This window comes from Martinezella rhizogenes (genome assembly GCF_027460065.1).
In the GTDB taxonomy this organism is placed as follows: domain Bacteria; phylum Pseudomonadota; class Alphaproteobacteria; order Rhizobiales; family Rhizobiaceae; genus Agrobacterium; species Agrobacterium rhizogenes_C.
In genome coordinates, this window is record NZ_JAPYZZ010000012.1 from 160,041 (window position 1) to 186,504 (window position 26,464).

The 26,464-nt window shown below is 57.6% G+C and carries 27 protein-coding genes, 3 pseudogenes and 1 other annotated feature; of the genes and pseudogenes, 16 read left to right on the forward strand and 14 right to left on the reverse strand.

Annotated features, from left to right (window positions below):
- Positions 1 to 128: 128 nt before the first annotated feature.
- Entirely contained in the window at positions 129 to 2,033 is a 1,905-nt protein-coding gene (locus tag O8B93_RS18580; protein WP_473774529.1) for a L,D-transpeptidase family protein, read from the forward strand.
- Positions 2,034 to 2,235: 202 nt separating this feature from the next.
- On the opposite strand, the gene gph is transcribed toward O8B93_RS18580, so the two are convergent.
- On the reverse strand, positions 2,236 to 2,937 hold the full coding sequence (gene gph / locus O8B93_RS18585) for a phosphoglycolate phosphatase (protein WP_269711403.1): 702 nt from the start codon (positions 2,935 to 2,937) through the stop codon (positions 2,236 to 2,238).
- Positions 2,938 to 3,127: 190 nt separating this feature from the next.
- Between gph and rpiA the strand changes: the two genes are divergently transcribed.
- The 4 genes from rpiA (at position 3,128) to O8B93_RS18605 (ending at position 7,567) form a co-directional block, all read left to right on the forward strand.
- Positions 3,128 to 3,823 (forward strand): ribose-5-phosphate isomerase RpiA, encoded by a 696-nt coding sequence (gene rpiA, locus O8B93_RS18590; protein ID WP_006315449.1) that lies wholly within the window; start codon positions 3,128 to 3,130, stop codon positions 3,821 to 3,823.
- Positions 3,824 to 3,839: 16 nt separating this feature from the next.
- The gene (locus tag O8B93_RS18595; protein WP_269711404.1) at positions 3,840 to 4,406 is read left to right on the forward strand and encodes a DUF2059 domain-containing protein; all 567 of its coding nucleotides are present in this window, start codon (positions 3,840 to 3,842) and stop codon (positions 4,404 to 4,406) included.
- Between the two features lie 143 nt (positions 4,407 to 4,549).
- A complete protein-coding gene (gene gor / locus O8B93_RS18600) occupies positions 4,550 to 5,938 on the forward strand; it encodes a glutathione-disulfide reductase (RefSeq protein WP_269711405.1) in 1,389 nt (462 codons plus the stop codon).
- Between the two features lie 252 nt (positions 5,939 to 6,190).
- Positions 6,191 to 7,567 (forward strand): class II 3-deoxy-7-phosphoheptulonate synthase, encoded by a 1,377-nt coding sequence (locus O8B93_RS18605; RefSeq protein ID WP_269711406.1) that lies wholly within the window; start codon positions 6,191 to 6,193, stop codon positions 7,565 to 7,567.
- Positions 7,568 to 7,637: 70 nt separating this feature from the next.
- Here O8B93_RS18605 and O8B93_RS18610 read toward each other — a convergent pair whose 3' ends face one another.
- The 6 genes and pseudogenes from O8B93_RS18610 to O8B93_RS18635 all read right to left on the reverse strand — a co-directional run bounded on the left by O8B93_RS18610 (position 7,638) and on the right by O8B93_RS18635 (position 12,387).
- On the reverse strand, positions 7,638 to 9,377 hold the full coding sequence (locus O8B93_RS18610) for a TadG family pilus assembly protein (RefSeq protein ID WP_269711407.1): 1,740 nt from the start codon (positions 9,375 to 9,377) through the stop codon (positions 7,638 to 7,640).
- A 1-nt stretch (position 9,378) separates the two neighbouring features.
- Positions 9,379 to 9,801 (reverse strand): TadE/TadG family type IV pilus assembly protein, encoded by a 423-nt coding sequence (locus tag O8B93_RS18615; RefSeq protein WP_003502911.1) that lies wholly within the window; start codon positions 9,799 to 9,801, stop codon positions 9,379 to 9,381.
- A 137-nt stretch (positions 9,802 to 9,938) separates the two neighbouring features.
- Positions 9,939 to 10,256: pseudogene (gene radC, locus O8B93_RS18620) on the reverse strand (RadC family protein); the annotation flags it as partial.
- 62 nt (positions 10,257 to 10,318) lie between these two features.
- Positions 10,319 to 11,524, reverse strand: a complete 1,206-nt coding sequence (locus tag O8B93_RS18625) for a site-specific integrase (protein ID WP_269711408.1) — start codon at positions 11,522 to 11,524, stop codon at positions 10,319 to 10,321.
- Positions 11,521 to 11,772, reverse strand: a complete 252-nt coding sequence (locus O8B93_RS18630) for a hypothetical protein (RefSeq protein ID WP_045533642.1) — start codon at positions 11,770 to 11,772, stop codon at positions 11,521 to 11,523. The genes O8B93_RS18625 and O8B93_RS18630 overlap by 4 nt, the downstream gene beginning before the upstream one ends.
- A 246-nt stretch (positions 11,773 to 12,018) precedes the next feature.
- Positions 12,019 to 12,387, reverse strand: coding sequence for a hypothetical protein (locus O8B93_RS18635; RefSeq protein ID WP_269711409.1), 369 nt, complete (start codon positions 12,385 to 12,387; stop codon positions 12,019 to 12,021).
- 106 nt (positions 12,388 to 12,493) lie between these two features.
- Here O8B93_RS18635 and O8B93_RS18640 point away from each other — a divergent pair, with 106 nt between their 5' ends.
- The 5 genes from O8B93_RS18640 to O8B93_RS18660 all read left to right on the forward strand — a co-directional run bounded on the left by O8B93_RS18640 (position 12,494) and on the right by O8B93_RS18660 (position 14,419).
- Positions 12,494 to 12,730 (forward strand): helix-turn-helix domain-containing protein, encoded by a 237-nt coding sequence (locus tag O8B93_RS18640; RefSeq protein WP_269711410.1) that lies wholly within the window; start codon positions 12,494 to 12,496, stop codon positions 12,728 to 12,730.
- 51 nt (positions 12,731 to 12,781) lie between these two features.
- Positions 12,782 to 13,030 carry a hypothetical protein gene (locus O8B93_RS18645; protein ID WP_269711411.1) on the forward strand — a complete coding sequence of 83 codons (249 nt, stop codon included), beginning with the start codon at positions 12,782 to 12,784 and terminating at the stop codon, positions 13,028 to 13,030.
- 177 nt (positions 13,031 to 13,207) lie between these two features.
- Entirely contained in the window at positions 13,208 to 13,459 is a 252-nt protein-coding gene (locus O8B93_RS18650; protein ID WP_269711412.1) for a helix-turn-helix transcriptional regulator, read from the forward strand.
- A gap of 63 nt (positions 13,460 to 13,522) precedes the next feature.
- A complete protein-coding gene (locus O8B93_RS18655; protein ID WP_269711413.1) occupies positions 13,523 to 13,696 on the forward strand; it encodes a hypothetical protein in 174 nt (57 codons plus the stop codon).
- A gap of 15 nt (positions 13,697 to 13,711) precedes the next feature.
- A complete protein-coding gene (locus O8B93_RS18660) occupies positions 13,712 to 14,419 on the forward strand; it encodes a hypothetical protein (protein WP_269711414.1) in 708 nt (235 codons plus the stop codon).
- A gap of 168 nt (positions 14,420 to 14,587) precedes the next feature.
- Here O8B93_RS18660 and O8B93_RS18665 read toward each other — a convergent pair.
- The 7 genes and pseudogenes from O8B93_RS18665 to O8B93_RS18695 form a co-directional block, all read right to left on the reverse strand.
- Positions 14,588 to 14,809 (reverse strand): annotated as a pseudogene (locus O8B93_RS18665) (transposase domain-containing protein); the annotation flags it as partial.
- A 28-nt stretch (positions 14,810 to 14,837) separates the two neighbouring features.
- On the reverse strand, positions 14,838 to 16,493 hold the full coding sequence (gene tnpC, locus O8B93_RS18670) for an IS66 family transposase (RefSeq protein WP_269711415.1): 1,656 nt from the start codon (positions 16,491 to 16,493) through the stop codon (positions 14,838 to 14,840).
- A 45-nt stretch (positions 16,494 to 16,538) separates the two neighbouring features.
- Positions 16,539 to 16,886 (reverse strand): IS66 family insertion sequence element accessory protein TnpB, encoded by a 348-nt coding sequence (gene tnpB / locus O8B93_RS18675; RefSeq protein ID WP_044459718.1) that lies wholly within the window; start codon positions 16,884 to 16,886, stop codon positions 16,539 to 16,541.
- Entirely contained in the window at positions 16,883 to 17,293 is a 411-nt protein-coding gene (gene tnpA, locus O8B93_RS18680; RefSeq protein ID WP_112557152.1) for an IS66-like element accessory protein TnpA, read from the reverse strand. The genes tnpB and tnpA overlap by 4 nt, the downstream gene beginning before the upstream one ends.
- A gap of 46 nt (positions 17,294 to 17,339) precedes the next feature.
- Entirely contained in the window at positions 17,340 to 17,540 is a 201-nt protein-coding gene (locus tag O8B93_RS18685) for a transposase (protein ID WP_269711416.1), read from the reverse strand.
- A 77-nt stretch (positions 17,541 to 17,617) separates the two neighbouring features.
- Positions 17,618 to 17,844 (reverse strand): annotated as a pseudogene (locus O8B93_RS18690) (IS3 family transposase); the annotation flags it as partial.
- Positions 17,621 to 17,737, reverse strand: a sequence feature (AL1L pseudoknot). Its footprint overlaps the pseudogene before it by 117 nt.
- 229 nt (positions 17,845 to 18,073) lie before the next feature.
- Positions 18,074 to 19,075, reverse strand: coding sequence for a LysR family transcriptional regulator (locus O8B93_RS18695; protein ID WP_269711417.1), 1,002 nt, complete (start codon positions 19,073 to 19,075; stop codon positions 18,074 to 18,076).
- A gap of 398 nt (positions 19,076 to 19,473) precedes the next feature.
- Here O8B93_RS18695 and O8B93_RS18700 point away from each other — a divergent pair, with 398 nt between their 5' ends.
- From O8B93_RS18700 to O8B93_RS18725, 6 genes are all read left to right on the forward strand, one after another.
- Positions 19,474 to 20,583, forward strand: a complete 1,110-nt coding sequence (locus O8B93_RS18700; protein WP_269711418.1) for an extracellular solute-binding protein — start codon at positions 19,474 to 19,476, stop codon at positions 20,581 to 20,583.
- Positions 20,584 to 20,598: 15 nt separating this feature from the next.
- Positions 20,599 to 21,666 carry an ABC transporter ATP-binding protein gene (locus O8B93_RS18705; protein ID WP_269711419.1) on the forward strand — a complete coding sequence of 356 codons (1,068 nt, stop codon included), beginning with the start codon at positions 20,599 to 20,601 and terminating at the stop codon, positions 21,664 to 21,666.
- Positions 21,659 to 23,389 carry an ABC transporter permease subunit gene (locus O8B93_RS18710; RefSeq protein ID WP_269711420.1) on the forward strand — a complete coding sequence of 577 codons (1,731 nt, stop codon included), beginning with the start codon at positions 21,659 to 21,661 and terminating at the stop codon, positions 23,387 to 23,389. Before O8B93_RS18705 ends, O8B93_RS18710 begins: the two co-directional genes overlap by 8 nt.
- Positions 23,390 to 23,503: 114 nt before the next feature.
- On the forward strand, positions 23,504 to 24,466 hold the full coding sequence (locus tag O8B93_RS18715; protein ID WP_269711421.1) for an alpha/beta fold hydrolase: 963 nt from the start codon (positions 23,504 to 23,506) through the stop codon (positions 24,464 to 24,466).
- Complete coding sequence (locus O8B93_RS18720; protein ID WP_269711422.1) at positions 24,382 to 25,359, forward strand: thiamine pyrophosphate-dependent dehydrogenase E1 component subunit alpha; 978 nt, start codon at positions 24,382 to 24,384, stop codon at positions 25,357 to 25,359. The genes O8B93_RS18715 and O8B93_RS18720 overlap by 85 nt, the downstream gene beginning before the upstream one ends.
- Positions 25,360 to 25,370: 11 nt before the next feature.
- The gene (locus tag O8B93_RS18725) at positions 25,371 to 26,378 is read left to right on the forward strand and encodes an alpha-ketoacid dehydrogenase subunit beta (RefSeq protein WP_176072107.1); all 1,008 of its coding nucleotides are present in this window, start codon (positions 25,371 to 25,373) and stop codon (positions 26,376 to 26,378) included.
- Positions 26,379 to 26,464 lie beyond the last annotated feature (86 nt).

A 26,464-nucleotide genomic window follows, 5' to 3' on the forward strand; every position in this document is an offset into this window, starting at 1 on the left:
CATGAGGTTCATTTCGGCACGGTTGTGGGCCTTGGGCGTTTTCTTTTCAACGGGCCGTCTATCGGCTAGACAGGCATGAAACTGATGCCCGCCGTTTTCGGGCGGTGCTGGGTGCTACGAGGATCAAATTGCAAGTCACATCTGGAAAAACATCGGCAGCGCTGGTGCTGGCTCTCGGTCTTTCCGTTTCCATCGCTCTTCCCGGCAGCGCCGGCGCGGTGACCCTGATGGACCTCCTGCGCGGCGGCCCGGGTAAGATCGCGCGTGATCGTGGTGAATTGCCGCCGGCCGGCATCGTCACCTCGCCATCCGGCTCCGGATCAAGCGCCGGACAAAGTGCGGATGCCTCCGATCCCGAGCCTCTGCCGCGCGTTTCCGGCCCGCGTTATTACGATTACAAGGCGGATGCCGCCCGTGCGGTAAACACTGCCAATTTTGGCGAAGGCCTTGCCAACCTCAAGTTCAGCGCCACGCCTGAAATCGCCAAGGCGCTGGAAGCCTATTATGGTGCCGGCGGCAAGACGCTGTGGGTTTCCGGCGGCGAGCTGACCGAGCGCGCCAATGCCGTCATCGCCTTCCTCGAGACGGTTGGTGAGAGCGGCCTTGATCCGGCCGATTACAGCGTTTCCGCACCGGCAAAGGATGTGACCGCCAGCATCAGCAGCAACGCTGCCGGTACGACTGCGACCGGTACCCCGGTCGAAACGGCTTCCGCATCGACCTCCGACGCCTATCAGCGGGCGCAGCTGCAGTTCGAACTGGCGCTGTCGGCGAAGGTTCTGGCCTATGTGCAGGATACGACCCGTGGCCGTGTCGATCCGAACCGGCTGTCGGGCTACCATGATTTCAAGCGCAAGACGGTCAATCTTGCGCCGGTGCTGAAACTCGCGGGCATGAGCCCCGATGTCGGTGCCTATCTGCGCAGCCGTGAACCTTCGAGCGCCGAATATCTGGCGTTGAAGGCCGAACTTGCGCGCCTGCGCGGCGAGGGCGATGCGGCTCACACCGTTCGCGTTCCCGCCGATCTGGTGCTGAAGCCCGGTAATAGCAGCGCCGACATGGCCAATGTCGTCAAGGCGATCGAGCATCGCGCTTCGCCGGCCTTCAAGGCGGAACATGCGGCGATCATTTCCGGTTACCAGCAGACGCCGGATTATACGCCTGATCTCGTTGATCTCGTGAAGGCGTTCCAGAGCGAAAACGGCCTGAAGCCGGATGGCGTCATCGGCCGTGCGACGGTGCGCGCCATGGTGGGCGAAAGCAACGATGCCAAGATTGCCAAGGTGCAGGTGGCCATGGAGCAGGTCCGCTGGCTGCCGGCCGATCTCGGCCAGCGTTACGTCTTCATCAACCAGCCCGCCTTCATGGCCTATTACCATAATGAGGGCGTGGAGCAGTTCGGCATGAAGGTGGTTGTCGGTTCCAAGGCGAACCAGACCTATTTCTTCCAGGACGAAATCCAGACCGTCGAGTTCAATCCCTATTGGGGCGTGCCGCAGTCGATCATCGTCAACGAGATGCTGCCGAAGCTGCGCCGCGATCCGTCCTATCTCGACCGGCTGGGTTACGAAGTGCAGGTGGGCGGCCGTGCGGTCTCATCCACCAGCGTCAACTGGTATGGCTCGACCAACGCCGTTTCCGTGCGTCAGCCGCCGAGCAGCGACAATGCGCTGGGTGACCTGAAGATCCTGTTCCCGAACGCACATGCCATCTACATGCATGACACGCCGGCCAAGAGCTTCTTCAACCGTGACATGCGGGCACTGAGCCATGGCTGTATCCGCCTGGTCGATCCGCGCCGCATGGCGGCTGCCGTTCTCGGCACCAGCGTCGACAAGGTCGGCGAGCAGATCGCCTCCGGTAAGAACCGTGCCGTGCAGGTGCCGGAGAAGGTTCCGGTCTATGTCGCCTATTTCACCGCCTGGCCGGACAAGGACGGCAAGGTGCAGTTCTTCGACGACGTCTATGACCGTGACAGCTATGTGCAGAAGGCATTTGCCGTGACGACGAAGGCGAGGGCCGCGTCGATCTGATCAGTATACCATCAAGAGAAAAAGCGCCGGAGACGGCGCTGAATTCTCTCTTCCGTCATGCTCGGGCTTGTCCCGAGCATCTGCAACGTCTAAATTTTATTGGACGTGATTAGATCCTCGGCACAAGGCCGAGGATGACGTCGAGTGTGAGGAAGCGTCATCCTCATTCAGCGCCGTTCCTGCTTTTATGTCGCCCAGCCTCTCAGGCCGCGGCTGCACCCTTGGCAATCAGTTCCTCGAACAGCGCGGGCGTCAACTCAGCGAAATCATCAATCACGACGTCCGGCTCGAGTTTCACCATCGGCACATCCGTATAACCGAAGGTGACGCCGATCGATGGCACGCCAGCGTTCTTTGCGGCGAGGATGTCATTGATGCTGTCGCCGACCATGACAGTGCGTTGCGGATCACCGCCGGCCTTTTCGATGGTGCCGAGAATATGGCGCGCATCGGGCTTGCGGTACTCAAAGGTATCGCCGCAGGTGATGGCCGCGAAATAGGGCGTGAGGCCGAGTTTTTCGAGCAGCGGCACGGCGAGGATTTCGGTCTTGTTGGTGCAGACGGCGAGCGTGATGCCGGCGGCCTTTAGCGCGTCCAGGGTCGCGACGATGCCCGGATAGGGACGGCTTTCGCCCGGCATTTCGGCCCGGTAATGGGTGATGAAACGCTCGTAAAGCGGATCGATATCGGCTTCCGGCAGTTCGGTCTCGCGCAATGCGAAGGCGCGCTTGATCATCACCCGCGCGCCCTGGCCGACCAGATGCGTCAGGTCGTCATAGGTAACCGGGGCAAGTCCGGCTGCGGCGATGGTGTGGTTTAGGCTCGAGACGAGATCGGCGGCGGTGTCGACCAGCGTGCCGTCGAGATCGAAAATGGCGAGCGGGGAGAGCGGGCGGGATGTCACGGAAACGGGCCTCTTACGGAATGCGGGTGCTGAACTATCGGTGCTTTCATTCGCGCCAAGCCTAGGCAAAGCCACCTGTCTTTGCAACCGCACCACAACGTTCTGTTCGTTGCCTTGAAAAAGGCTTTCGTTTGGCTTTCGACCCGTGTAAACAGCACGGCGACGACAAAGCTACCGGAGTTTCAGGCACATGGATGCCCGCCAGATGAAGATCAAGGCCGCCGAGGCCGCATTGTCCCATGTACAGGACGGGATGCGGCTGGGTATCGGCACCGGTTCGACGGCCGAGGAATTCGTCCGTCTTCTGGCCGAGAAGGTTGCAGCCGGCCTGAAGGTCGAGGGCGTTCCGACATCCGAGCGTACCGCGCGTCTGTGTGTCGAGCTTGGCGTGCCGCTGAAATCCCTCGATGAATTGCCGGAACTCGATTTGACGATCGACGGCGCCGACGAGGTGGATCATGCGCTGCGGCTCGTCAAGGGTGGCGGCGGCGCGCTTCTGCGCGAAAAGATCGTGGCGGCGGCATCCGGCCGCATGATCGTCATCGCCGACCAGAGCAAGGTCGTGGAGACGCTGGGTGCCTTTCCGCTTCCCATCGAAATCAATCCCTTCGGCCAGGTGGCGACACGCATCGCCATCGAAAAACTGGCGGCGCGCTCTGGTCTTTCGGGTGAACTGACGATGCGTTCTTCCGGCGACGGCGCCTTCATGACGGATGGTGGACACCTGATCCTCGACGCATCTTTTGGCCGTATTCCTGATGCAGAAGCACTGGCACGCGAGCTGAACACTATCCCCGGTGTTGTCGAGCACGGACTTTTCATAAATTTGGCATCGCTTGCCATCATCGCGGGCCCTGAAGGCGCCCGCGTGATGCAGGCAGTATAACAGGAGCGAGATTTTCATGATCAAATTAGCGGGACTGGGCAAAGCTGCCGCTGCTTCGATCCTCATTTCCGGCATCGTGTTCGGTACTGCCGCACGCGCCCAGGAAATTTCCGAAGCGCATATTGCTGCCGCACGCAAGGCAATCACCTCTCTTGGCGTTACCGACCGTTTTGACGACATTCTGCCCGGTCTGGCAGAGCGTCTGAAGTCCGAGCTCATTCAGGCCTCGCCAAACGTGCAGGATGCCATCACCACGACGGTTGATGCCAAGGCGCTCGAACTTGCACCGCGCCGTGCCGATCTGGAACGTGAAGCGGCACTCACCTATGCGCGCGCCTTCAGCGTTGACGAGCTGAATGCCATTTCCACCTTCTACGGCAGCGAAGCCGGCAAGAAGCTCCTGAAGGACGGCCCGATCGCGACGCGCGAACTGATGAAGGCTGCCGACATCTGGGCCGCCGGCATCAACCGCGATCTCAACGCCGCCAGCATGACGGAACTGCAGAAGGTAGCCGGCGCCGATCTGAAGCCGCTCCCGGCTGATCATAACGCTACCGGCGGCGCGCCTGCAGCCAAGCCGTAAGGCAACCTTTTAAGGTTCAGAAATATTCAAAGCCCGGTCGCAAGACCGGGCTTTTCATTTGTGCGTCGCAGCACCTATATGTGGCGTGAACAGGCCGCTGGCCCATAACGAGGTCATGGCGGTTTTGAGCAGGGGTTTTGACTATGACAGCTTATGACTACGATCTCTTCGTCATCGGTGGCGGTTCCGGCGGCGTGCGCAGCGGCCGCGTGGCGGCTTCGCTCGGCAAGCGCGTGGGAATAGCTGAAGAATACCGCTATGGCGGCACCTGCGTCATTCGCGGCTGCGTGCCGAAGAAGCTGTTCGTTTATGCCTCGCAATTCCCTGAGCATTTCGAGGATGCGGAAGGTTTCGGCTGGAGCGTCGGCGAGCGCCGTTTCGACTGGAAAAAGCTGATCGCGGCGAAGGACAAGGAAATCACCCGGCTCGAAGGCCTCTATCGCAAGGGGCTGGAGAACGCCAAGGCCGATATTTTCGACAGCCGCGCGGAACTGGTCGATGCCCATACCGTGAAGCTGACGAAGACCGGCGAGACCTTCACGGCCGAGCGCATCGTGATCGCCGTCGGCGGCACGCCGAACGAGCACAAGGCGCTGCCCGGTCATGAGCTGACGATCTCCTCCAACGAGGCCTTTGATCTGGAAGAGCTGCCGAAATCGATCCTGATTGCCGGCGGCGGTTACATCGCTGTCGAATTCGCCAATATCTTCCATGGGCTCGGCGTGGAAACGACGCTGATCTATCGCGGCAAGGAAATCCTCTCGCGGTTCGATCACGATATGCGCAAGGGCCTGCATGAGGCGATGGAGGCCAAGGGCATCCGCATCATTCTCGAAGATATCATCGAGGACGTCAGCAAGGATGGCGCCGGCGGCTTCGTGGCACGCACCAAGCAGGGCAGCTCGCTGCATGTCGGCCTGGTGATGCTGGCGCTTGGCCGTGACCCGAACACCAAGGGTCTGGGTCTCGAAAAGGCCGGTGTGAAGGTGGATGCGCGGGGCGCGATCATCGTCGACGACTATTCGCGGACGAACGTGCCCAGCATCTTCGCGCTGGGTGACGTCACCGACCGGGTACAGTTGACGCCGGTGGCGATCCACGAGGCGATGTGCTTCATCGAGACCGAATACAAGAACAACCCGACCAAGCCGGATCACGAGCTGATTGCGACGGCGGTGTTCTCGCAGCCGGAAATCGGCACAGTCGGTCTTTCGGAAGAGGAAGCCGGCAAGAAATACCCGGAACTGGAAGTCTATCGCGCCCAGTTCCGGCCGATGAAGGCGACGCTTTCCGGCCGTCAGGAAAAGACGATCATGAAGCTGATCGTCAATGCTAGCGACCGCAAGGTTGTCGGCGTGCATATTCTTGGCCACGAGGCGGGCGAGATGGCGCAGCTTCTCGGCATCACGCTGAAAGCCGGCTGCACCAAGGATGATTTCGACCGCACCATGGCTGTTCATCCGACAGCCGCCGAGGAGCTGGTGACGATGTATTCGCCGAGCTACCGCTTGGTGAATGGCGAGCGCGTGTAACACCTGCGACAGAGGTGATATGATCATCGTCCGAATTCGCCCGTCGCCCTTCGAAAACAGAGGTTTTTGAAGGGCGACGGGTTTGTTAAATCGTTTGAATTGACTTTTGTGCATCTGAAGCGCCCAAAAGGGGCAGAACGAGCCTGTTGGCCGGGAGATCGGCTATGCAAAGGCGATGCTTGGAGCTATAAGCCGCTCAAATTTTGGAGGCGGCCGCGTCGCTATTGCGCGGGCGAAAGAAGGGTTAAGAACATGGCACAGAATTGGACCCCCGGCAGCTGGCGGCAGAAACCGATCCAGCAGGTTCCCGAATATCCGGATGCGGCCGCACTTGCGGCGACCGAAGCCACGCTTGCGACCTATCCGCCGCTGGTTTTTGCCGGTGAAGCCCGTCGCCTGAAAAAACAGCTCGCCAATGTGGCTGAAGGCAACGCCTTCCTGCTGCAGGGTGGCGATTGCGCCGAAAGCTTCCTCGAGCATGGCGCCGACAATATCCGCGACTTCTTCCGCGCTTTCCTGCAGATGGCCGTCGTGCTCACCTACGGCGCGCAACTGCCTGTCGTGAAGGTGGGCCGTATTGCCGGCCAGTTCGCCAAGCCGCGCTCTTCCAACGTCGAAGTGCTCGATGGCGTGACATTGCCGTCCTACCGCGGTGACATCATCAACGGTATCGACTTCAACGAGGCCTCGCGCATTCCCAACCCGGAGCGTCAGCTCGACGCTTACCGTCAGTCGGCGGCGACGCTCAACCTGCTGCGCGCTTTCGCCATGGGTGGTTATGCCAACCTTGAGAACGTTCACCAGTGGATGCTCGGTTTCATCAAGGACAGCCCGCAGGCGGACCGCTACCGCAAGCTGGCCGACCGCATTTCCGAAACCATGAACTTCATGCAGGCGATCGGCATCAGCGCCGAGAACAATCCGAGCCTGCGCGAGACCGATTTCTTCACCAGCCACGAGGCTCTGTTGCTCGGTTACGAAGAGGCGCTGACCCGCGTCGATTCCACCTCGGGCGACTGGTACGCGACGTCGGGCCACATGATCTGGATCGGTGACCGCACGCGTCAGCTCGACCATGCGCATGTGGAATATTTCCGCGGCATCAAGAACCCGATCGGCCTGAAATGCGGTCCGTCGCTGACGCCCGACAATCTGATCGAGCTGATCGACGCGCTGAACCCGGCAAACGAGGCCGGCCGCCTGACGCTGATCTGCCGTTTCGGCCATGACAAGGTGGCGGACAGCCTGCCGAAGCTCATCCGTGCGGTGGAGAAGGAAGGCCGCAAGGTCGTCTGGTCCTGCGATCCGATGCATGGCAACACCATCACGCTCAACCACTACAAGACACGTCCGTTCGAGCGCATCCTGTCGGAAGTCGAAAGCTTCTTCCAGATCCATCGCGCCGAAGGCACGCATCCGGGCGGCATCCACATCGAGATGACCGGCAAGGACGTGACGGAATGCACCGGTGGCGCGCGCGCCGTGACGGCGGATTCGCTGTCCGACCGTTACCACACCCATTGCGATCCGCGCCTCAATGCCGATCAGGCGCTGGAGCTGGCGTTCCTGCTGTCCGAGCGCATGAAGAGCGGCCGGGACGAAAAGCGTCTGGCAATCGCCAACGCCTAATCTGGTTAAGCGCTGCAAACAAAAAAGCCGCCGGGAGACCATCCGGCGGCTTTTTCGTGCGTAGTGCTTATTATTGCACCAGCGCGGGCTGCTGGCAGCGAACATCGGTCACCCGCACATCGGCTTCGCCGATCTTGACGCCGAGAACCAGAAGCACGTTGTAGAGCAGTTGATCTACGGGAGCGGTGACCAGTGAGAGCGTGTTGGCGAGCGCTGTCTGAATGCCCGCCAGACCTCCCAGATCGAGGTTGAGGAAGAGAAGCCGGATATCCAGATTGAGGTTCTTCAGCAGCGAGCTGACAAGAGTGGTGACGGTGTCTTTGGTCGAGACACTCTTGATCTTGGCTTGCGTAATATCCGACTGCGTGAAGGTCAGTTTGGTCTTCGTCATGTTGGTGGCGTTGATGAGGGCGCTGCCGTTGATGGCAAGCAGCGCCGAATCCACGATCGCGGTCTTGGTGACACGCGGGTCCTTGCCGAAATTGGCAAAGGCCGAGGTGTCGACATTGCCGAGCGCGATTTCCACGACGCCGGGAACGACTTCCACATCCACCGTGCCCTGTCCGCCGCCCGTGCATCTGATATCGGCAAGCCGCGCTTCGGCATGGGCGACTTCCACATAGAGCGGAAGATTGACCTTGAGACCGGCAATGGCCTGCAGCCCGTCGACAACGACATTGACAGCCAGCCGGGTCTGCGCGGTGCGCACGATGGTACCCTGGCCGCCGACGGCGAGCGACGGTGTTTCGATGGGCGGTTCACCGATGGCGAGTGTTGCCTTGACCGAGGCGAGACCGAGAATATTGGCGTTGAGATTAAGTGCCAGCTGGTTGCCGCCATTGCCCGCCACGGCGGCGGCATTGATGAGATCGAAGACCCCGGCTGTCACCTTGAGGTTCTCACCCGTGCCGATCAGCTTGTCGGAGAAGGGGCCGAGATTGAGGATTTCCTCAAGCTTGAGGTTGACGTTGCTCTTGTTGACGGCTTTTTGCAGTGTCTTCAGGATGTTGGCGACCGCTGGCTGCAGGCCTGTGGTTTTTGTCAGCACGTCGAGGAATTTGCCGTAGCTGATTTCCGTCTGCAACACGTCCTTGTAGGTGCCAGCGGTGAGGTTGAGATCGATGGCCAGCGCCTCGACGATCTTCAGCGCATTGACATCGGCTGCGAGAAGCGCCTGGTAATCCATGAGCTTCAACGACACGGTGGTGCCGAGCAGGCCGCCGAGCAGGCTGTTGAGAATTCCCTCATCGAGGCTCGCCAGTCGCGATCCCACCGAAAATGCGGCGATCTTCTGGGACGAGGCCGTTCCCACTGCCGAGACCTTGGGCGGCTTGGTGAAGGCGGAGGCGAAGAATATCTGCCCCTGTTCGACGATGTTCACCTTGATCGCATTGGTGGGCAGGGCATTGTCGACGAAACGCTGGCCGACCGGCACGGTCGCATCCGGCTCGTAGTGGCCCTTGATGACTTCGGCGTAACCCTTGCTGCTTGCGAATTCATTTAAGGGGTCGAAGGGTTCCAGCCCTTTGGCGGTCAAAAGCCCCTTGTCGGTCTTGACGCCGAGATCCATGCCATTGAGGGCGAAATATTGCTGGACCGCCTTTTCGGCATCCGTGGCATTGGCTGCCGCCGAGATGGCCGCGAGATCCGCGGTCTGCTGCAATTGCCGTTTCTGCAATGTCAGGTAACCGTAATCGACGCCCAGCGCCAATATGCCGATGAAGAGCGGCGCGGTGAGCCCGGCCGAAATGGCGATGTTGCCCGTTTTATCCTTGAGGAAACGGGGAAGCAGGGAAGGAATGGTCCGCATGTCATGCTCCTCCGATCCGGATGGTGGAAAAACGCCGGATGACCGGCTCGGGCAGGGTGTAGCTGTAGAGACTCCAGATCGGCAGGTTGCGGGCGTCGTATTCGACCTTCACCGTGAACTGGTTGGCATTGGCGGGATCGGTGGCGACATTGACGGTGAAACGCGTCTTGTCCATGAAAGCGTAGCTGAGGTCGCTTTTGGTGACGAAATCCCGGGCAAGCTGCTGACGTTCTGTCGTGTTCAGCCCGGCAACGGCCGTTCTCGCCGCGTCAGCGGCGATCTGTTGCACCGAATAGGCTGCCATCAGATAGATGCCGTATGCGATCATGGTCAAAAGGACGAGAAAGAAGATCGGTGCGACGATGGCGAACTCGACAGCAGACGAGCCGGATCGATCGCGAAAGAAACGCACTCCATTAAACATAAAGCACCCCCGTTCCTTCAGGCACCAAGGTTCGATGCCTTGATTTATTATTTTCGGAAATGCTAATTTATAGGTGTTAATTTTTTGTTGATGCCGCTCTTATGGGTTGCAGCTCTTCTTAAACATTCGCGTCTTTCTCAGATCAACCGAAGGCCCTTGAAGCTGGCGTGGCCGTCCTTGCCGATGATGATATGATCGTGGACGGTGATGCCGAGCGGCTTTGCCGTATCGATGATGGTTTTGGTCATCTCGATATCCGCACGCGAAGGGGTGGGGTCCCCACTTGGGTGATTGTGGATTAAAATCAATGCTGTAGAAGATAATTCAAGCGCCCGGCGCACGATTTCGCGCGGATAGACCGGCGTGTGATCGACGGTTCCCTGACCCTGCACCTCGTCGGCGATGAGCACATTGCGTTTGTCGAGGAAGAGGATGCGGAGGTGTTCCCCTTGTTCAAGTCAGTAAGCAAAATCAACCGTTTGCCGGAGACGTCCCCCAAACGTCCCCGGCACGTCCCTTATTCGTTGTTCTCGTTACGTTTTGCCAGGCGCATCTCGGCAACGCGGCTGGTCTGGCTGATGGTTCCGCGATTGTAGCGGGCACTTGTCTGGCGGTTCTTATGTCCCGCAGATTTCATTACGTCGGTCTCGGATGCGCCCAGATCATACGCTTCGGTAATGGCGCCAGCGCGTGCATCCATGTTCCAGACACTCTTCGGTAGGCCCGCCTTATCGGCGACCTTGCGCCACCTCTCGGTGAATTTGCGGTTCTTGTAAGGAGCGCCGGTTGCCTCAGAAATGATGATTGGACCGATCCTTTTTTCGGCGGGAACCCTGTCAATCTCCTCAAGAACGGCGGGGTGCAGTTTCAGATCATGCTCGACGGCAAAGCCGGTCTTTGTGTGGACCTTGCGCAGTATTAGGTCATCGTCGATGTCGGACCACACCAAGCCATTGACCCAGCGCTTGTCACGGTAGGTGATGCCGCCATCGTCTGTCACGTCCCGCGGCTCCCACTCGCCGACTACGTCTTTTTGACGGAGCGCGAGTTCGAACTGCAGCACGGTGGCGAGGGCAACTGAGGGGAAGCCTTCGGAATGTGCGGCTGTTCGCAGAGCATTGACGTGTTCGATGGTCATTACCGATGTGCGAGCCGGCGGCGCCTTGAACCGGATTTTGCTGAGGATAGTGTCGGCCCGAAAGCAGTCTTCGTGCCCCAGAGTGACCCCATAGCCTATCAATTGGCGGACGGTATCCATGGCGTGTTTGGCTCGCCATAGCCTGGGCTTTCGCTGGCCGTCCTTGGGCTGCCCCCATGCCGCGTGCCACCGCTTAAAATCCGGGCCCAGCAGCTTGTTGACGTGCCTTGCGCCAACGGTCGCCTCGATAATCTTGAGGGACTTGAGCACGTTCTCACGGCTGTTCCATTTCATCGAATGGAACGGTGAGTCTTCGTTTGTCTGATAGGCGCGCGAGAGGCTCTTAATCGTGCCGTCGTAACCCGGTGCCTTGTGTTCGCCCGTAGCCGACCACGCGAGCATTTCAGCCTGGAGAATGCGGCATCGCGCTGCCAGTTGCTGGCGACCTTCGGGTGTCTCCGGGTAGTGAAGCCGAACTGAAGACGGTCGATATCCACGCTTTGCTATGTCGGCGCGTGCTTCCCAATACTCCCGGTACGATCCGTCTTTATTGCGCTTCCGCTTTAGACCAGGTGCGTCGGTCATGACCAATTCTCCACGCCATCGATGGATGAGGGCAGGGTGCTTTGGGTCAATCCGTGCCGGCGATCGAGAAACGCGCGTACAGCCGGCCAATAGCGACAGCCGGTGAGGGGATCAATCCTCGGCAAGCCTTCGCGCTCCCAAACCAATGCAAGGGCATCCCATTGCGTTTTCGCCTTCGGGCCGAGGATGCGCGCGGCGATCGACGCTTCAGAAAGATATAGCGGGCTGTTATCGTTTGCTGCGCGCATGCGTCCTCCTCTATTGTTCGTGACGTAACTTTCAGAACCAGCCTTCAAAAAGTCCAATGTCGCTTGATGAAAAAGTTTGGCCCCGCTCAACCAAGAGGGAGCAGGGCCGCGACGGGTCGTTGCTGGTGAGGCCTTAGGTGGTGACTACGCCGTCGCTATTTCTGCCGGGAGAAGAGGCCGCGCTGCCCGAAGGCGCTCTGCGGCAAGGTGGCTGGCCTTGCATGTCATAAGGCCAGCTGGGAAAGGTCAGTTCACTAGCTTTGAGTCCATTCCAAGCGCGGCGCGGTAATCCGCGACGTCTTCCTTTGATATGGTGGTGATTTCGACAATGCGAAGATTGCTCAATTCGCTCAGCGTGCAAAGAAATGGATGTGGGAGGCCGTCATAGTACATCGCATCGACCACGCCACCAGGGCGAAAGCCTAGTATTGTCAGGTACCAAACGTAGCCGTCGGATTTCTGAAACTTGAGCATGTCACCCACCGAAAATTTCGGGGGGTTCTGCTGCTCGAAAACGTCATGGAAGGTCGGTCTTCTTCTGCCGACCAGCGCGCGCGGCAACTGCTCTCTGGCATTGCTCCGCGCCGGTTCTTGTCTTCTTGCGGCATGCGTCATTTCGGTATTCTCCTCGGTTGCTGCGAAGCGATTGTTTCGCTATAACACGATACAAAATACATCGAGTTGGCGCTAAGTCAATACAAAAATGATAGAGTTATGAAAAATGTCTATTACAGCAGCGCAATGCCGGGCGGCGCGCGCACTGATTAACTGGTCGCAAGATGATCTCGCCAAAGCTTCAAAAGTCGGGCGGGCTACCTTGGCAAATTTTGAGAGCGAGAAGTCCACGCCCTATGAGCGGACTTTGCGCGATATCCAATCATCTCTGGAGGAAGCTGGTGTGATGTTCATAAAGGCCGGCGAAACCGCAGAGGGCCACGGCGTGACCATTAAGCCTTGACCGGCCACCCTCAACCACCACAAAATCGTGCCGGTTGAAATGGGGGACTTCATGGGTGCTTTTCTAAGGTTTATCGGACTGGCCTCAGTCTGCCTTACTGCGGCTTGGATGGTCATCACCGCGGCAACCGGCAGCATGAACTACGTAGTCAGCCTTTTGCCATGGCTTCTGCCTGGAATAGTAAGCGGCGTTGTCCTTGCCGCATTCGGCAGCGTTGTGACGGAAGTGCAGGACATGCGCCGCGCCGCCGACAAGCAGACAGAGTTGCTGATGGCAATAAGGGATAGGCTAGGGCGATAGGTCTGCCAAAAATTTGGGAGACATCTCAGCAGCGCCCCGCGCCGTCGCAAGGCCTTGACCGCCGCGACGAAGGAAGAATAACTTCTCTCTGCGGCCACCACCCGCAGGTCACCCGCCTGCCACCACCGAACGGGAAGTTGTTCAACGCGCAGCTCGCGCAATGTTTGGTGTTGCCCTATGTCTGAACCTCCACGCCTCATTGGTCGCAAAGAAGCGGCCGCCTATCTCGGCATTGCGGAATCCACGTTTTCAATGTGGGTTGCCACACACAAGATGCCGCCTACCATCCCAGGGACAAGAAAATGGGATAGGCGAGCGATCGACGCGAGGCTCGACGAAATCAGCGGATTGGATACCGGCGATAACGCCGAGGATGAGTTCGAGAAGTGGGAACGGGAGCAGGCCGCACTTAAGGCGCAGCGCAGTTGAAGTCGCTTGACCCGTCCACGGTCGTAAAGCATCATGTCAGCAACTTATGGGGGATTCTTGTTGATGGCTAAACTTCTATATGCACTTGGGTTACTGCAGATTGTTGGCGGTGTTTTGATAGCGATGGCCGCCAAGTCCGCTATTCATGAAATCCTCGGCGCCGTTGCATTTGGAATGGGAGTTCTGGCAATTGGCTTAGCTGCTGTGATCGACCGACTCAGCGCGTTGAAACGCTAAGGGTTGGTCTACTCCATGCCGACAGCAATACCAGAAACGATCCAAGAATTTCAGATTAATCTAAGCGACGCGGCAGCGCAGCGTCCTTTGCTTGCCGTCGAGGCCTCACGCATTTTCGCACGTTGGGCTAATGTTGAGCACCTTCTCGAAACGATGGCTAGCGTGCTTCTAGGGGACTTAACCGCTATGTTTTTGCTGGACCAGTTAAAGTCCAGAAATCAAAAACTTTCAGGAATAGAAGTTGCCGTCGAAAATAAGATCTCTCATCCTGAGACGAAGGCACTCCTGAAAAAGTTGTTTAAACTCATCAATTCGGCGGCGGTTGGCCGGAATGAATTGGCACATTGCCTCTGGGGAACGATCGATCAATTGCCTAATGATCTGCTGCTATTAAATCCGAAGGCCGCCCTCAAAGCCGCGAGGCTATTGATGCAGACAGATGGTGAAAGTCGTACTGAGGCGCCTGATAAAGAAAATATCTCGTACTCCCACTCAGTTGATACTCGTTATGATGCTGCTGTTGAAATTATCGAAACGATCCGTGAAGGGACTCGAGTGTGGCGCCACGAAGATTTCGACCAGCCGCTACGGTTGCTGAATTTCTCTTTGACCGCGCTAACGCAGTACACAATTGCTATTTCAGACGATCCAGACGCTTCTGGGCCTCGCCAGGCTCGAGCTCATCTAACAAAACTGCTCTCTGACGCGGAGCAACTGAATTAATCCCAATATTTAAGTTTATTGCTAGGTACAGGCCGGCGGACCTTTTGTCCGTTTTCACAAGGTAGTTTATCAGGACCGATTCCACACTTTGACTCCTCATGACGCGCAGAGATTGAAGGTGTCGACGCAGCGTCGACACCAATGTAAGCCTCCGGTGAAGGCCGCAGGTCAGGCCGCTTGAGCGTTGACGGTCGGCGGCGTCCAATTCCACGGAAGCAACTGCTCCAGCCTGGTAATCGGCGTGTCAGCGATGCGGGCAAGAACGTCGGCCAGCCACACCTGCGGATCGATGCCGTTGAGCTTTGCCGTCATGATCAATGTGGCCATAAAGGCTGCTCGATCTGCACCGCGGTCTGATCCGGCGAAGAGCCACGATTTTCTGCCGAGTGCGANGTAAGCCTCCGGTGAAGGCCGCAGGTCAGGCCGCTTGAGCGTTGACGGTCGGCGGCGTCCAATTCCACGGAAGCAACTGCTCCAGCCTGGTAATCGGCGTGTCAGCGATGCGGGCAAGAACGTCGGCCAGCCACACCTGCGGATCGATGCCGTTGAGCTTTGCCGTCATGATCAATGTGGCCATAAAGGCTGCTCGATCTGCACCGCGGTCTGATCCGGCGAAGAGCCACGATTTTCTGCCGAGTGCGAAGCCTCGCAGAGCTCGCTCGGCCGCGTTGTTCGTGAGGCAAATCCGGCCATCCTCCAAGAATGACGTGAAGCCATCCCAACGCTTGAGCATGTAATCGATCGCCTCGGCGACCGGAGAACTGCGCGACAGTTTTAACCGCTCGGTTTGAAGCCAGGCCTGCAGACTGTCGATGAGCGGCAGGCTTTCCTTGCGGCGACGTTCCAGGCGTTGATCGGCCGTAAGCCCGTTGATCTCCCGCTCGATATCGAACAGGCCGTCGATCCGTTTGACAGCTTCGAGCGCCATAGGCGAGATCGGCGCGGCGTTCTTTCCACGCTTGGCATTTGCGGCAATGTCGGCGAGCACGAAGAACTTACGCCGCGAGTGTGCCCAACAAAACGCCTGCCTTAGAGGATTTGGATTGCGATCACCCTTGAACAGCGGATTGTAGCCGCCATAGGCGTCGGCCTGCAGAATGCCGGTGAAGGTCTTCAGGTGGCGCTCAGGATGTTCCTGCCGTCGATCTCGCGAGGCATAGTAAAGGGCGGCCGGCGGTGAGAGCTCTCCGAACGGCCGATCGTCCCGGACATAGGTCCAGATGCGGCCCGTATCGGTCTTTCCTCTGGCAAGGATCGGCACGGTCGTGTCGTCGCCGTGCAGACGTTCGGCAGCAAGGACATGCGCCTCGATGAGGGAGTGAATGGGCTTCAACGCCGCGGCACAAGCACCAACCTGGTCGGCCAGCGTTGATAGGCTAAGATCGACGCCTTCGCGGGCATAGCGTTCGCTCTGGCGATTGAGCGGCTGGTGCTGGGCGAACTTCTCGAACAGGATCATCGCCAGCAGGTTCGGTCCTGCAAAACCGCGGGGCGTTACGTGGAAGGGAGCCGGTGGCTGCGTGATCTTCTCGCACTCGCGACAGGTAAACTTCTCCCGCACCGTCTGGATGACCTTCCACTGACGCGGGATGACCTCCAGGGTCTCGGTGATATCCTCACCGAGCTTCGACAGTTTGGCCGATCCACAGCAGGCGCAATTGGCGGGAGCGGCGATCACGACGCGCTCGCGTGGCAGGTGTTCGGGAAAGGGCTTGCGTGACGGACGCCTGCGCTCGAAAGCTTTGGCGGTTGAAGCTTTGGCTGCGATCTCCGCCGCCAGTTCATCTTCACCGGCGTCTGCTTCGAGCTCCTCGAGTTGCAGTTCCATCTGCTCCAGGAGCCGCGCCTTACGCTCTGACCGGCTACCGTAGAGTTCACGGCGAACCTTGTCGATCTCCAGCTTCAGCCGCGCGATCAATGCCTCGGAATGCGATACGAGTGCTTTTGCACTGGCGGCTTCGGCCTTGGCGGTCGCCGCTTCTGCTTCGGCTGCAACACGTCGAGCGCGTTCCTGGGCCAGCAGTGCAAGGGCACTGGCAAGGTCGTCCGGAAACTCTTCAGTCGTATTGCTCATGACAGGATGGAATCATATTCGAGCCTGTCATTCCAGTGTTTTTGCTCATCCGGCCGACGTCGGCCGCCAGGTCTTTTGCGGCATCCGCCAGTCGATACCTTCCAGCAGATAACCGAGCTGCGCAGGTGTGATCACCACCGTGCCATCGGCCGCTGATGGCCAGATGAAGCGGCCACGCTCCAGCTTCTTCGTGAACAGGCAAGCGCCCTGGCCGTCATGCCAGATCACCTTGATCAGGCCACCGCCGCGGCCGCGAAATACGAACAGGTGTCCACACATCGGGTCACGCTTCAGCGCCTCCTGCACCATCAACGACAGGCCGGGGAAGCCCTTGCGCATATCGGTATGGCCTGTCGCCAGCCAGACCTTCACGCCAACAGGAACCGGGATCATCGACGACCCAGCACGCAATCGAGAATGCGGCCAAGCGCTTCCGTGTCGATGTCGCTATCAACGCGGACCCGACGGCCCCGGCCGAGCTCGATCGTCACATCGCTGCGCTTCCGACGAGGATGGGGTGTGGTCGGCGGTTCCGGCTGAATGGGAGAGACTGATGAAATGGCCTCGGACACGATCACCGGCACCAACACGGTTCCCGTCTCGGTCTGCGGCTCGTCGAGCCGGCACAGCTCTTTGCGCCAACGAAACAACTGGCTGACATGGATACCAGCCGCGCGGGCAATCTCGGAGATGACCGCGTCTGGCTCAAAGCAGGCAGCGACCAGGCGCTCTTTGTCTTCTCGTGACCAGCGCCGACGGCGCTCTACGGACGTGATCACCTCAATTGGATGCTTCGTCATATGACTACTCCTAGTGTTACCACTAGGACTGGCAGTCAGAAGGCCGTCATCGCAAGACGGCCTTCACCGTGGGCTTACNTTTGCGCCAACGAAACAACTGGCTGACATGGATACCAGCCGCGCGGGCAATCTCGGAGATGACCGCGTCTGGCTCAAAGCAGGCAGCGACCAGGCGCTCTTTGTCTTCTCGTGACCAGCGCCGACGGCGCTCTACGGACGTGATCACCTCAATTGGATGCTTCGTCATATGACTACTCCTAGTGTTACCACTAGGACTGGCAGTCAGAAGGCCGTCATCGCAAGACGGCCTTCACCGTGGGCTTACGATGGAGCAATCGGCAGTAGTCTGCAGATCGGCTCGACCCCGAACACGCCACGGTGTTCATCAATGAACGAGATCATCGTTTGAAGGGGCGGTCGAGCTCCGCCTGGGCGAAATAAACAGGCGCCTTGCGCAATATCTCGTTGGCTTGGCGAAGCTCACGGTTCTCACGCTCCAGAGCCTTCATCTTCTCGGCCACCTCACTCGGCAGGCCTGCTCGTTCGCCGCTATAGAAAAAACGGCTGCCTACCGTGACGGATGTTCTGTTTCGTGATCCAGGACCATGCGGATCGCACACTCACGGACTTCAGGTGAAAGCTTGTTCGTTGTCTTGCTCACATCGGCTCCACTCTCTCAGAAGTTGGAGCCTCCGGCAAAACCGGTGCGGTTCAGTCGTCAGTTAAACTCCCCGAGATATTCCAAGGCAGATATCAGGCGGCTGGCACTTAACTCATGGATTAACTGCAGTTTTTCGCGTCGACGATTTTCTTCGAGAAATCTTTGGCCACGTCATGCGCGAGGATAGCGACGGCCTCTCGCAAGGGAGCACCGTTGCTCTTTAAATAGCTGGCTGTGAAGTGCATTTCAGGTAACGTCGCTTCACGGACTGTAAGTTCACGCAAATTTCCATCTCTGATATGTTTGACAACGACTTGAGGTGGAATAGCTGCCACGCCAATTCCATCAAGTGTCATTTGAATTATTGAAGAGAGTGACGCGTTCGAAAATATTCGCATATGACGTAACCCGGCGGCTTCAAATAACGCCGTTATATGCCAAAACGGGTGTGTTTGGCGTGCAAAAGTAATTATAGGAAATGCAGAAAGATCCTCAATTGCTAACGGCCGAAGCGTTAAAGGAAAATCTTTATGGACGATCCAACTCAGTTGGTAGGTGCAGAGTGATATATTCGAAAATCCCGTAGCTGCGACTGGCCCCATCAACAGTGCCACGTCTAGGCCGCCACCGATGAGAGCGTTTGTGAGATTGATCGAACTATCGACACTAATTTCGAGGGTGATGCCTGGATAAACACAACTCAATTGTCTAAGGAGTTCAGGTAAAATAGTATGGACGAGCGTTTCGGATACACCTAATTGTACCGTCCCTTCCAATACGTCAAATCCTGAGACTGCGGTGACCATTTCAATACGCAGCGCCAGAATCCGCTCTGCGTATTGCAGGACTTCCCTTCCTTTCACGGTGAGCCTGCTGCCGCGTTTGTCCCGTTCAAATAGGCGGACTTTCAACTCATTTTCGAGTTGTGCGATGCGGGCGGAAACAGCAGGTTGAGTCGTATGAAGCTTCTCCGCCGCTTTATGAAAACCGCCAGTGCCGGCAACAACTACAAAAGTTTCCAAAGTTCGAAGATTTATCATACCGTCTCCTAAGTCTGCTTCTTGCAGTCTTGCGTCGAGTCGAAAAACGTCGGTTTCGTCGCGCCGGATGGTATGACCCAACTATATTCTCGCACAAGGCTTCCGTCTCGTCCTTTGTCAGTCGGCGATTCCATTTCGACGTTTCAAATGCACGGCGAATACTGATAAAATCTTCTTATCACTAGTGATCGTCAAGGATGATTTGACGTGTGGATTTCCCTCATGGAGGATACTAGGTGTCACGCTTTGGAGGAGGCGGATCGCACCGCGTGTGAATTTTAGCTTAGGCGCGCATTTTAGCCAAATCTAATTCTGAACGGTTCTATCAAGATAACGGTAGCTGGCGGCATGGAGATTACTCCCGCCAGCTTCTTGTAGCACCAATTAATCGAACTGCCGTTAGTTAGATGAGCACGAAAAGGGGGCGGGATGGGTTACTCATCACCGCAGTGTCAATCTATCGTCAGAGAGGTACCGAAATGACCAAATTGGACTCACTTTCCGCGACACGCCGTACATTCCTTAAATATAGTGGAGCCGCTTTGTCGGCATCGCTTGCAACGCCGACGCTCATACGCAGTGCTCGGGCAGATCAAGATGAGATCACACTGCTCACTTGGGAGACATATGCCGAGCCTGATTGGATTGCAGAATGGGCGGCCACCAACGGAGCGAAAATCAAACCTGTCTTTGTTTCGTCACTTGATGAAGTATTTGCGCAACTTCAATCTGGCGCCGTCAAACCAGACGTAGTTTACTCGGAAGCATCGACTGCAGGTCGTTTGAAAACGATCGGGCAGATTGTTCCATTCGATATCTCGAAGGTTCCGAACACGTCCAATATTCTACCCGGCCTCAGCTGGCGCGATCCACTTTCCGTGGGGGGCGAGCTTATGGGAATTCCCTGGCATTGGGGCACGCAGCCGCTTCAATATAACGCCGACGTAATCAAGGAACCGCCGATTTCCTGGGCAGCTCTTTGGGACAAGCAATACCAAGGAAAAGTGACAGTCTTTGACGATGCCACAGTAACTATCCCGATGATTGCACTTTACGTCGGAGCGAAGGATCCGTTCCATTTGACCGAGGAGGAGTTTTTAAAAGTCATCGCGGCCCTTCGCGAGTTGCGGTCGCAGGTGCGCGTCGTCACCCGGGGATTTGACGATGCGGCCAACCTCTACGCCACTGGTGAAGCGCTCCTCGGCTACTGCCACAACGTTACCGTCGTTAACATGCTGAAAAAGAAGGGTAACAATGCGAAGTACACCCTTCCGAAAGAGGGAACCCCTTCTTGGATCGAAGGCATTTTCGTAACGCCGAGGGGGCAGCGGGATATTGTTTACAAGTTCATTAACGACACGATGTCAGTTGAGTGGCAAGCCCGATTCATGAAGCTCTCCGGGAGCAATGGTGTTCTCACTGCAGAGGAGGCCCGTAAGGGCGGCCTAACGGAAGAGCAATTGCGCGACACGAACATCCCGGACGCAGATGATCCCGACTTCAAGAACAATCTCGTATTCTTCAAGGAGCCCGAAGACGTCGAGCGCCGTGTCCAGATCTGGAACGATTTCCTCGCAGGAACTCTCTAACGGTCGGTGATATTCATGACGGATACAATCGCTTCGGTGCTCACGTTGAGCAATGTTTCGAAGACCTACGATGGGGCGCGCAAGCCGGCTTTGGAGGAGGTAAGTTTCTCGGTGCAACCGGGAGAGTTTTTCTCCATCCTTGGGCCGAGCGGCTCGGGCAAAACGACGATTCTCAGAACCGTCGCAGGCTTTGAAAAACCGGACTGCGGCCGAATCCTAATGGATGGTGGGCTGGTCAACGAAGTCCCTCCGAACAAGCGCGACGTCCGCACCGTGTTTCAAAGCTATGCACTTTTCCCGCACCTCACGGTGCGGGAAAACGTCGAGTATCCCCTCCGGGTGCGTGGAGACGCAAACGCCGAGCGACGAAAGGCGGCTGAGGAAGCGCTTTCTCTGACGGAATTGATGGCCTTCGCAGATCGTCTTCCCCATCAGCTTTCCGGGGGGCAGCGTCAGCGTGCGGCACTAGCAAGGGCAATCGTTTCTCGTCCCCGATTGCTGTTGCTTGATGAGCCGCTTGCCGCGCTCGACCTCCGTCTGCGTCAGCAGATGCAGCATACGTTGGTGGCGCTTCAAAGGGAGCTCGGCATAGCGTTTATGTACGTCACGCATGATCAGAGCGAGGCGTTGTCGATGTCGGACAGGGTTTGCGTGCTTAATGAAGGTCGCATTGCGCAGCTGGCCACCCCGCGGAAGATCTACTTCTCTCCGGAAAATGAGTTTGTTTCCCGCTTCGTCGGACGTTCAAACCTGATCCCTGTTGAATTTGTGAACGGCCAGGGACTGATCGAGGGTAGGAAAATCGCCGGGCTGCAATCCGCAAAATCCGGGTCGGCTCGAATGGCTATTCGATATGAGGCTGTGACCTTGGAGCCCGCAACGGACTTCGGAGCCAAGGATGATGTCCTTGAGGGACGGGTCGAGGACGTCCTTTTCCTTGGAACGAATTGCGAGGTCAATGTTCGCTGTGGTGGCGTGAATCTCATCGGCGCGGTGCCGGCGCTGCGGAACAACACGTTCACGATAGGCCTTCCGGTTCACGTTGCATTCGACCTTTCAAATGCACAGGTGTTCCATGACTGACGTCGCAAACCATGTGTCGAGGTTGGACACGCCACATTCTCGGCTTGGCCGGACTCTTTCGGTAAAGCTCATAAGCGTGCCGGTATATGCTTGGCTGCTTCTTGTCGTGTTGATGCCAAACGTTCTTCTGATCGGCACGAGTTTTTTGAGGAGTTCTTCAGGAACTATCCTCTTCGAGCCGAATTTCAGCAATTATGCAAGATTGTGGAATTCCACCGGCTTCTGGGTTCTTCTGTTTCGGACGCTGGCGTATAGCTTTGGGGGTTGCTTTATCGCGGCGTTGATCGCTTATCCACTGGCCTATTACGTGGGCCGTGTCGCCACCAAGAGCAAGGCTTTCCTCACCGTCTTGATAGTTTTGCCGTTGTGGATCAGCCTCCTCATGCGGATATTTGCCTGGCGTATCATCCTGGGGCAGTCAGGACTCCTAAACGGGTTTCTAGTTTCAAGCGGCATCCTGAACACGCCCTCTGAGGCCTTTTTGTATAGTCCGATCGCTGTAGTTATTGTTTTCGCATATGTTTCGGTGCCCTTCATTTTCATCTCGACGATAAGCGCATTTGAGAAAATACCGCAGGATCTGATCGAAGCTGCCAAAGATTCTGGCGCTTCCTCTTTTCAAACCTTCTGCCATCTCATTTGGCCGCTGACGCGTAGAAATCTTGCTATCGGTTTTTCCTTGGCATTTCTGGTCACGGTGGGTGACTTCGTAACGCCCGCCATGATCGGTGGGATCGATGGGACGACATTGGGCGTCGTCATATCCACGCAGTTTGGTTTTGCGAACAACTGGCCGTATGGCGCCGCAATCGCCGTCGCGTTGATGCTGAGTGTCGTGATCCTTCTCAGCACACTGATCGCACTCACCCCGGTGAAAGGGGTGATGGTCGGGGGAGAAGGCGACGGAGCACTTCAGTCGAATGGCGACACATTCGGGCGGCATGGTAAGCGCGTCGGCTTCCTCGGGTACGCGCTCGCTATCCTGTACTTATATCTTCCACTCCTGATTATCGTTCTCTTCTCGTTCAACGCTGCGAATGTTCAGACGCTTCCGCTGCAAGGATGGACCCTCAACTGGTATCGCGAGCTGGCGAATGATGCGTCCCTGGTGGAAGCCGCCCAGCGATCGGTCGTCGTCGCGCTGTGTGTTGTCACCATATCGGTCGTCGTTGGAACGGCATTTGCTCTGATTGTCCACTATTTGAAACCGATGGGGGCCCGTTGCTTTGAATTGGCGTTTGCTCTGCCAGTCGCAACACCGGGGGTCGTTCTCGGTATCGAAATGGTTCTCGGAACTGAGATTCTGGGTATCCCTTCTGGCATTTCTCGCATCGTTGTAGGGCAGATGAGCTTTGTCATGCCAGTGACGTTTCTCCTGCTTCTGGTAAGGCTTCGCCGTCTGGACCCATCTATCGTGGAGGCGTCGTTGGACCTCGGCGCCAGCCGGTGGCAGAGTTTCAGGATTGTCCTGTGGCCTATGATACGGGGAACCATAGCTGCAGGTGCGTTCCTTGGTATGACCCTTTCCGCCGACGACGTTATGGTAACGCTCTTTCTTTCCGGTGGCGCGCCGACATTGCCGATCTGGGTATTCAACCAGATGCGCTTCGGATTCACGCCATCGATCAATGCCGTATTTTCAGTCCTCCTGATCTCTTGCTTGATCGTGGCCACCGTTGCGAACCGTAGGACCGCATTGCCACGCGCTGGAGGCTCAACTTGACGACGTGAACCCGCTGCAGGTTCGCGAGCATTGAAATTGAATGTTCGTCCGATGACGCAAGTCCATGCGGAGTTGCGAACCTCTTTTTGCGATCAAAATTTTGAGGGAGTTGACATGACTAACACGACAGAATGGCCACAGGTCGGGATTGATGGATACCGAGGGGCCTTCGCCACGGTTGATGGAGTGCGTCTGCATTATGTGACGGGTGGGAATCAGGGCGGAGACGTCGTGGTGCTTTTTCCAGGATTTCCGCAAAGCTGGTACGCATGGCGGAAAATTTTGCCCGGATTGGGCCAGAAGTATCGAGTTATCGCTCTCGATCTGCCCGGCCAAGGTGACTCAGACAGACTGACCGGGGTTGCCGACACGTCGGCAGCGGCGAAGTTGGTGAAAGGCCTGATGGACAAGCTCGACGTGCGCGAGCATTACATTGTGGCACATGACGTTGGCGCCTGGGTTGCCTATCCTTATACCGCTATATACCGGGACAATGTTCTCGGGCTTGCAGTCCTCGACACAGGTATTCCCGGAATAAGTCTGCCGGACCTTTTGCCGTGGGCAGCTAACACCGCCTGGCGAACGTGGCACGTGGCGTTTCACAACCTCGTGGATCTCCCTGAAATTCTTATTGAAGGAAAGGAGGAGGTTTACCTGCGTTGGTTCCTTGAAAGGAAGGCCGCCGCCCCGCGCTTTTTCTCAAACGCAGATTTCACCGAGTATCTGCGCGTGTTCGTCAAGAATGGGCTGAAGGGGGGGCTCGCATACTATCGCGGCATAACTGTATCCGCCGAGCAAAATCGCCAATTGGCGAAACAACCGAAGCTTGGGATGCCGGTTTTGGCTGTACGGGCAGACCAGGGATCAATGCCTGATCTGGTTGCGCAATTGGAGAAGGTTGCACTGAACGTTCGAGGAACGGCAATTGAGAACTGCGGGCACTACCTCGCTGAGGAGCAGCCTGATGCGCTTCTTCGCGAACTACTGAGCTTATGTCAGGACTTCAGTTACCGCACGACGAACTTGTTTCGGTTTACCGCACGATGCGGACGATCCGGCGCTTCGAAGAGCGCGTGATGGACGAGATGGCGACCGGTGACATTCCCGGCAACACGCATCTCTATGCTGGCCAGGAGGCAAGTGCCGTCGGCGTCTGTCTGCACCTGAATGGAGACGATTACATCTCGTCGACCCATCGCGGCCACGGCCATTCGATCGCCAAGGGCGTCGACATTGACAGCATGATGGCGGAGCTCTTCGGCAAGGCCAGCGGCACCTGCGGCGGCAAGGGCGGGTCCCAACACATTGCGGATCTTCGCAAGGGCATGCTGGGAGCGAACGGGATTGTTGCGGCCGGTGCTCCGATCACCTGTGGCGCGGCCTTGAGTGCCAAAATTCAAGGGACAGGGCAGGTGGCGGTCGCCTTCGCCGGCGATGGGGCGATGAACGAGGGCGTGATGTCCGAGAGCTTCAACCTCGCCAAGATCTGGGATCTGCCGATTATCTTCGCCATTGAAGACAACGGATTTGGTGAGGCAACTGCAAACGAGCATGTTTCCGCCGGCAGCTTCATGCGGCGGGCCGAGAGCTATGACATTCCCGCGATCGAAGTTGATGGAACGGATGTATTCGCCGTTTATACCGCGGCAGGCGAGGCTGTCGCGCGCGCGCGCACTGGCGGCGGACCGACGATGCTGCATATCCATGTTCCGCGCTACTATGGCCACTACAGCGGCGATCCGGACAACTACCGGACGCCGGAAGAGAAGGCGGCGATGCGCCAGGATCGCGATTGCCTGGTCAAATTCCGCAAGCACGTCAAGGATGTGTCGCTTCTTGATGCTGCCGAACTCGATGCCGTGGATCAGACTGTGGAGGCTGAGATCGATCGCGCGGTCAGCGCTGCGCGCGCTGCGCCGTTTCCGCCGCTTTCGGCTCTCACGACCGACGTCTATGTCAAGTATCTGTAAGGACTACGATCATGGCCAAAAAATCTTTTCGCCAAGCTCTGAATGATGCGCTCCACTCGGAGATGGCACGAGACCCCCGCGTGATCATGATGGGCGAGGACCTGACCGGCGGCGCCGGGGCGAAGGGTGTGAAAGACGCCTGGGGCGGTCCGTTCGGGGTGACCAAGGGTCTGCTTGATGCCTTCGGGCCGGAGCGTATTCGTGACACGCCAATCAGCGAAGCAGCCTTCATCGGCGCGGCGGCCGGTGCAGCCCTGACGGGACTTCGGCCGATCGCAGAAATCATGTTCGTAGACTTTGCCGGCGTGTGTCTCGACCAGATCATGAACCAGGCTGCGAAGTTCCGGTACATGTTCGGCGGCCGCGCCAAGACGCCTCTGGTTATCCGTGCCACCTATGGCGCCGGCAGCCGCTCCGGTTCACAGCACACGCAGGCGCTCTATCCGATCTTCACCCATATTCCGGGCCTGAAGGTGGTCATCCCCTCCAACCCCTATGACGCCAAAGGCCTCCTTTTGCAGGCCATCCGGGATGATGATCCGGTGATCTTCCTGGAGCACAAGATGCTCTATGACACGGTCGGGGAAGTTCCGGACGGATCTTATACGATCCCGTTCGGCGAGGCGCGCGTGGTTCGTGATGGTAAGGATGTTCTGATCGTGGCCATCGGCCGGATGGTCGGTGTGGCCGAAGAAGCGGCTCGCCAGCTTGCCGCAGAGGGTATTTCCGCTTGCATCATCGATCCGCGCACGACGTCGCCGCTCGATGAAGACACGCTGCTTGAGGAGGCCGAACGTATCGGTCGTATCGTCATCGTCGACGAGGCCAATCCGCGCTGCTCTGTTGCCACTGATATCTCGGCGCTCTTCGCGGACAAGTGCTTCGATGCCCTGAAGGCGCCGATCAAGCTCGTTACGGCCCCTCATACTCCAGTGCCCTATGCGCCCAATCTTGAGGACGCCTATGTGCCGACCCCCGACGCTGTGGCGCAGGCCGCCAAATCTATCGTGAAGAGGTAATCCGATGTCGCTTATCGAAGCCGTCACCGTTCCCAAATGGGGAATGACAATGACCGAGGGGAAAATCACCCAATGGATGGTGGGCG

Coding starts and splice junctions, on each gene's coding strand:
- rpiA (WP_006315449.1), top strand. CDS start 3,128: ATGGATGCCCGCCAGATGAAGATCAAGGCCGCCGAGGCCGCATTGTCC.
- O8B93_RS18595 (WP_269711404.1), top strand. CDS start 3,840: ATGATCAAATTAGCGGGACTGGGCAAAGCTGCCGCTGCTTCGATCCTC.
- gor (WP_269711405.1), top strand. CDS start 4,550: ATGACAGCTTATGACTACGATCTCTTCGTCATCGGTGGCGGTTCCGGC.
- O8B93_RS18605 (WP_269711406.1), top strand. CDS start 6,191: ATGGCACAGAATTGGACCCCCGGCAGCTGGCGGCAGAAACCGATCCAG.
- O8B93_RS18610 (WP_269711407.1), bottom strand. CDS start 9,377: ATGCGGACCATTCCTTCCCTGCTTCCCCGTTTCCTCAAGGATAAAACG.
- O8B93_RS18615 (WP_003502911.1), bottom strand. CDS start 9,801: ATGTTTAATGGAGTGCGTTTCTTTCGCGATCGATCCGGCTCGTCTGCT.
- O8B93_RS18625 (WP_269711408.1), bottom strand. CDS start 11,524: ATGACCGACGCACCTGGTCTAAAGCGGAAGCGCAATAAAGACGGATCG.
- O8B93_RS18630 (WP_045533642.1), bottom strand. CDS start 11,772: ATGCGCGCAGCAAACGATAACAGCCCGCTATATCTTTCTGAAGCGTCG.
- O8B93_RS18635 (WP_269711409.1), bottom strand. CDS start 12,387: ATGACGCATGCCGCAAGAAGACAAGAACCGGCGCGGAGCAATGCCAGA.
- O8B93_RS18640 (WP_269711410.1), top strand. CDS start 12,494: ATGTCTATTACAGCAGCGCAATGCCGGGCGGCGCGCGCACTGATTAAC.
- O8B93_RS18645 (WP_269711411.1), top strand. CDS start 12,782: ATGGGTGCTTTTCTAAGGTTTATCGGACTGGCCTCAGTCTGCCTTACT.
- O8B93_RS18650 (WP_269711412.1), top strand. CDS start 13,208: ATGTCTGAACCTCCACGCCTCATTGGTCGCAAAGAAGCGGCCGCCTAT.
- O8B93_RS18655 (WP_269711413.1), top strand. CDS start 13,523: ATGGCTAAACTTCTATATGCACTTGGGTTACTGCAGATTGTTGGCGGT.
- O8B93_RS18660 (WP_269711414.1), top strand. CDS start 13,712: ATGCCGACAGCAATACCAGAAACGATCCAAGAATTTCAGATTAATCTA.
- tnpC (WP_269711415.1), bottom strand. CDS start 16,493: ATGAGCAATACGACTGAAGAGTTTCCGGACGACCTTGCCAGTGCCCTT.
- tnpB (WP_044459718.1), bottom strand. CDS start 16,886: ATGATCCCGGTTCCTGTTGGCGTGAAGGTCTGGCTGGCGACAGGCCAT.
- tnpA (WP_112557152.1), bottom strand. CDS start 17,293: ATGACGAAGCATCCAATTGAGGTGATCACGTCCGTAGAGCGCCGTCGG.
- O8B93_RS18700 (WP_269711418.1), top strand. CDS start 19,474: ATGACCAAATTGGACTCACTTTCCGCGACACGCCGTACATTCCTTAAA.
- O8B93_RS18705 (WP_269711419.1), top strand. CDS start 20,599: ATGACGGATACAATCGCTTCGGTGCTCACGTTGAGCAATGTTTCGAAG.
- O8B93_RS18710 (WP_269711420.1), top strand. CDS start 21,659: ATGACTGACGTCGCAAACCATGTGTCGAGGTTGGACACGCCACATTCT.
- O8B93_RS18715 (WP_269711421.1), top strand. CDS start 23,504: ATGACTAACACGACAGAATGGCCACAGGTCGGGATTGATGGATACCGA.
- O8B93_RS18720 (WP_269711422.1), top strand. CDS start 24,382: ATGTCAGGACTTCAGTTACCGCACGACGAACTTGTTTCGGTTTACCGC.
- O8B93_RS18725 (WP_176072107.1), top strand. CDS start 25,371: ATGGCCAAAAAATCTTTTCGCCAAGCTCTGAATGATGCGCTCCACTCG.